The sequence below is a fragment of the Arthrobacter sp. Y3225116 genome (assembly GCF_059091245.1).
The window spans coordinates 1-4,751 of record NZ_JBNHGL010000219.1 but is presented as its reverse complement, the minus strand read 5'-3'; the positions used below and the strand labels follow the sequence as shown (position 1 = coordinate 4,751).

The 4,751-nt window shown below is 66.9% G+C and carries 3 protein-coding genes; 2 read left to right on the top strand and 1 reads right to left on the bottom strand.

Annotated features, from left to right (window positions below):
* Window positions 1-1,088: HNH endonuclease (locus AC5RV2_RS14725; RefSeq protein ID WP_494092947.1), on the top strand; the 1,088-nt coding region annotated here is incomplete at its 5' end.
* Between the two features lie 55 nt (window positions 1,089-1,143).
* Here AC5RV2_RS14725 and AC5RV2_RS14720 read toward each other — a convergent pair.
* Complete coding sequence (locus AC5RV2_RS14720) at window positions 1,144-2,538, bottom strand: glucose-6-phosphate dehydrogenase (RefSeq protein WP_494092948.1); 1,395 nt, start codon at window positions 2,536-2,538, stop codon at window positions 1,144-1,146.
* A gap of 312 nt (window positions 2,539-2,850) precedes the next feature.
* Here AC5RV2_RS14720 and ffh point away from each other — a divergent pair, with 312 nt between their 5' ends.
* A complete protein-coding gene (gene ffh, locus AC5RV2_RS14715; protein ID WP_494092946.1) occupies window positions 2,851-4,437 on the top strand; it encodes a signal recognition particle protein in 1,587 nt (528 codons plus the stop codon).
* Window positions 4,438-4,751 lie beyond the last annotated feature (314 nt).

Below are 4,751 nucleotides of genomic sequence, written 5' to 3'. Positions count from 1 at the left end.
ACGGGATGGCCGAACTCTACATCCGTACCAGCGCGGACAAGGCGCTGCTCGCCTACAACCTGATGCAGGCCCACGCCCGCAAACTCCAAACCGTTGACGAAACCCGAACCCTGGGCCAGCTCCGCGCCGACGTGTTCACCGATATGCTCCTGCGCTACCCCGGCCACGCCTACCGGCCCGCTACAGCCAGCGCCACCGCCAGCGGAGCCACCGCCGGCGACACAGCCGCCACCCAGACGGCAACACACAATGGAGAAACAGCAGCCAACCAAACGGCCACCGGTTCGCGAGCAGCAACCGGTTCCGGAATTGCGGCCGGATCCGGGGCAGCCCCCGGCTCCGCAGCCGTCGGGACCCTACCGGGCACCACCAAAGAAACCGGCCCCGAGATCCCAGACCCGGAAGTTGCGGTGGACACCGCCCGAAACACCGCGGCCACCGCAACGGCACGGCAGGGGCCTTGCACCTGCGGGGGTGGGAGCGTGACCGCTTCCGTCGCCGTGACCGCGCCCCTTGCAACCTTGCTGCGGCTTTCCGAAGAACCCGGTGACCTCACCGGGTACGGGCCCATTCCGCCGGGCATGACCCGCGACCTTGCCGCGCTGGCGAAGTCCTGGTTGATCGTGCTCACCGATGACTATGGCAAGGCAGCCGCCGTCGCCAAAGACTTGCGCCACCCGCCCGAATGGCTCAAACGCCTCGTCCGGCTACGAGACCGGCACTGCCGGGACTTCGGTTGCACAGTCCCGGCGGACCAGTGCGAGATCGACCATACGGTCGCATGGGAAGACGGCGGCCGAACAGTCCTGGAAAATCTCAGTGCCAGGTGCAAACCCGGGCACAAAACCAAACACAACGGCGGCGGAACCGTCACCCAAGACCCCGACGGGACCCTGCACTTCACGACCCGCTCCGGCCACACCCACACCACCACCCCCGACGAAGGGTGGACACTCACGCTCCCCGCGACACCCGGCGGAGACGATGCCACGGAAAGCACGGGCACTGGGGCAGACCGTCCCCGGGGCGACACCGGTGGCGACGCCAGCGGCGACGAAGCCACGGACGGCCCGTGGGACAACACCTAACCACCGTTCTAGACACCCAACCACCATTCTAGGCATTTGGAGGCCTAGAGTTCCGTTAGGGGAGTGGTCTGTCGCTTCGTGAAGTATCCCAGCCGGACGGACCGTTGCTGCCCGCTTCGTACTCTTCCAAAGGCACTTCGTCTTTTTCCCAGGCCTTCAGCACGGGCTCGACTATCCGCCAGCACTCCTCGGCGGTGTCCCCGCGGACGGACAGGAGCGGGTCGCCACGCAGCACGCCTTCCAACACTTCGCCGTAGGGCAGCAGGTCGGCCGAGTGCAGGTCGGCGCTCATGACCGCCCGGTCCAACGTGAAGATGTCGCCCGGGCCGTTCACGTCGATCTCCAGTTGAAGGGTTTCCGGTCCGAGCCCAATCCGCAGCCGGGTCGGGGCGTCGATGCCCTTGAAGCCCGTGGGCAGGTGGTTGACCGGCCTGAAGGTGATGATCACTTCCTTCTGGGGCTTGCCCAAAGCCTTGCCCGAGCGGAGGATGAACGGCACACCGGACCACCGAGAGTTGTTGATCGAGACTTCAACCTCGGCCAAGGTTTCGGTCTTCTTGGCCGGGTCCACGCCCGGTTCGGCGGCGTAGTCCGGAATGTCGCGGTCGCCGATCCTGCCGGCGGTGTAGCGGGCACGCCGCGTGCTCTTGGCGAAATCCGGGCTGACGCTGCTGGCGCGCAGGACGCTGCCGATATGGTCGCGCAGGTCCCGCTCCTTGATGGTGGCCGGGGCGTTCAAGGCGGTCAGCGCCATCACCTGCAGCAAGTGGCTTTGAATCATGTCACGCAGCGCGCCGGCCCCGTCGTAGTAACGGGCACGACCCTCCAAAGCCAGGGACTCATCATAGAAGATCTCGACTTTCGCCACATGTTCATTGCTGAGCAGCGGCTCCAGCAGGCGGTTGGCGAAGCGCAGGCCGAGGATGTTGAAGACCGTTGCCTTGCCCAGGAAGTGGTCCACCCGGTGGATATGGTCCTCCGGCACCAGCCTCAACAGCGTCTTGTTCAGCGATGCGGCCGATTCACGGCTGGAGCCGAACGGCTTTTCCAACACCAGCCGGGTTCCCTCCGGCACGTCCTCGGGCCGGAGCATCTCGCAGGCTTTCTGGCTGACGGCGGGCGGCAGGGCAAAGAACACGGCCACCGGGCCATCCAGCGCGGCCAGCAAGTTCGCCAGTGCACCCTCCGACGTCACGTCCACCGAGTGGTACCGCGTGTTGTCCTGGACGTCGAGCAGTTGCCGCCGTCCGTCGTCGTTCGCGTCCACCGCGCAGGAATCAAAGGCGCCGCGGACGCGTTCCTGCCACTTGCCCTCGTCCCAGTCATCCGAGCCAGCGCCCACCACTTTCAGCCCGCTGGTCCTGCCTTGCGCGATCAATTTGCCCAGCCCGGGCAGCAGCAGCCGGCCGGTTAGGTCGCCGGAAGCCCCCAGGATCAGCAGCGTCCGGATCTGCAGCGGCCCGTCGGCAGCGGGGGTGGAGACGTCCTCGGGCTGGATCTTGTCCTGTGTCTGGGTCTGTTCAGCGCTCACGTTCCCACCTTGCCACGGCTGTACCGCAGGGGGAACGTTCCATGGGCCGTGCGAGGTACGGAACCCACCGGCGTTCCTCCTTACCGCGGTTCCTCAACGCAATACGAGCCGGCGGCCGCGTCGTCGCGATTTCCGGCGCGACTGCCGCCACCGCCAGTTGATACCCTTAAGTGCTGAACTCCGGCGCGGCCCGGGGACTGTGAACCAGATCGACGAAAGTAGACACGGCGCGTGTTCAATTCACTCTCTGACCGGTTGGCCTCAACCTTCAAGAATCTGCGCGGCAAGGGACGGCTGTCCGAGGCCGACGTCGACGCCACCGTACGCGAAATCCGGCGAGCCCTGCTCGACGCCGACGTCGCGGTGCCCGTGGTGCGCGAGTTCGCGGCCCACGTGAAGGAACGCGCGCTCAGCGAAGAGGTCTCCGCGGCGCTGAACCCGGCCCAGCAGGTCGTCAAGATCGTCAACGACGAGCTGGTCAACATCCTCGGCGGCGAGACACGGCGCATCAAGCTGGCCAAGACCCCGCCGACGGTGATCATGCTCGCCGGCCTGCAGGGTGCCGGCAAGACCACCCTGGCGGGCAAGCTGTCCAAGTGGCTCAAGAGCCAGGGCCACAGCCCGCTGCTGGTGGCAGCCGACCTGCAGCGCCCCAATGCGGTGACCCAGCTCCAGGTCAACGGCCAGCGCGCCGGCGTGCCGGTCTACGCCCCGCACCCCGGCGTGCAGTCCGAGTTCGACGCCGTTACCGGCGATCCGGTGGCCGTGGCCCGCGACGGCGTGGCCGAGGCGCGGCAAAAGCTCTACGACGTCGTCATCGTGGACACCGCCGGACGGTTGGGCGTCGACGCCGAGATGATGCAGCAGGCAGCTGACATCCGCGCCGCCGTGAACCCGGACGAAGTGCTCTTCGTGATCGACGCGATGATCGGCCAGGACGCGGTCAATACCGCGCAGGCCTTCAACGAAGGCGTCAATTTCACCGGCGTGGTGCTCTCCAAGCTCGACGGCGATGCCCGCGGCGGCGCGGCGCTCTCCGTGGCGTCGGTGACCGGCAAGCCGGTGATGTTCGCCTCCACCGGCGAGAACCTGGACGACTTCGAGATCTTCCACCCGGACCGGATGGCTAACCGCATCCTGGACATGGGCGACATGCTCACCCTGATCGAGCAGGCGGAGAAGTCCTGGGACAAGGGCGAAGCCGAGCGGATGGCGCAGAAGTTTGCCGACCAGGAAGACTTCACGCTGGACGACTTCCTCGCCCAGATGCAGCAGATCCGCAAAATGGGCTCGATGAAGAAGATGCTCATGATGATGCCCGGCGCCGCCAACATGCGCCAGCAGCTGGAGAACTTCGATGAACGGGAAATCGACCGCGTGGAGGCCATCGTCCGGTCGATGACCCCGCACGAGCGCGTTGCCCCGAAGATCATCAACGGCTCCCGCCGCGCCCGCATCGCCAAGGGCTCCGGCGTGCACGTGTCCGAGGTCAACGGCCTGCTGGAGCGCTTCGGCCAGGCCCAGAAGATGATGAAGAAGATGGCCCAGGGCGGCGGCATCCCTGGCATGCCGGGCGTGGCCGGGCCGGGCGGCTTCGGCGGCGCACGGAAGAAGCAGCAGACCGCCAAGGGCAAGAAGAAGGCCCGCTCCGGCAACCCGGCCAAGGCGGCACAGGAGCTGCGCGAGGCCGAGGAACGCCGCAAGAACAAGGCCTCCGTTCCCGCCGGAAGTGCCTTCGGTGTCCCGCAGGACGGGCAGGACTTCGATCCGTCGGCGCTGAACCTGCCCAAGGGCTTCGAGAAGTTCCTCGGCAAGTAGCCGCGAAGCTGTAGCAGCGAAGGCCTACCGCGAAGGCTGTAGCGCTGCAGGTAAGTGCCCCGTCGTTTCCGGCGGGGCATTTTCCGTGCGCCGACGAGGGCCCCTGCACCCGCGGGGGCGCTTGCCGTGCGTCGAGGGGGAGCTTTCGATGGGCGGCGGGGGGCACCTACCGTGCGTCGAGGGGGAGCTTTCGATGGGTGGCGGGGCGCTTGCCTGCGCCGGCGGGAACCTGCCCTGCGTTGGCGGGGGTACTTGCCCTGCGCCGCGCGGCGCTTTCCATGGCCGGAAGGTAAGCTGGTTGTCGAATCGTTTCA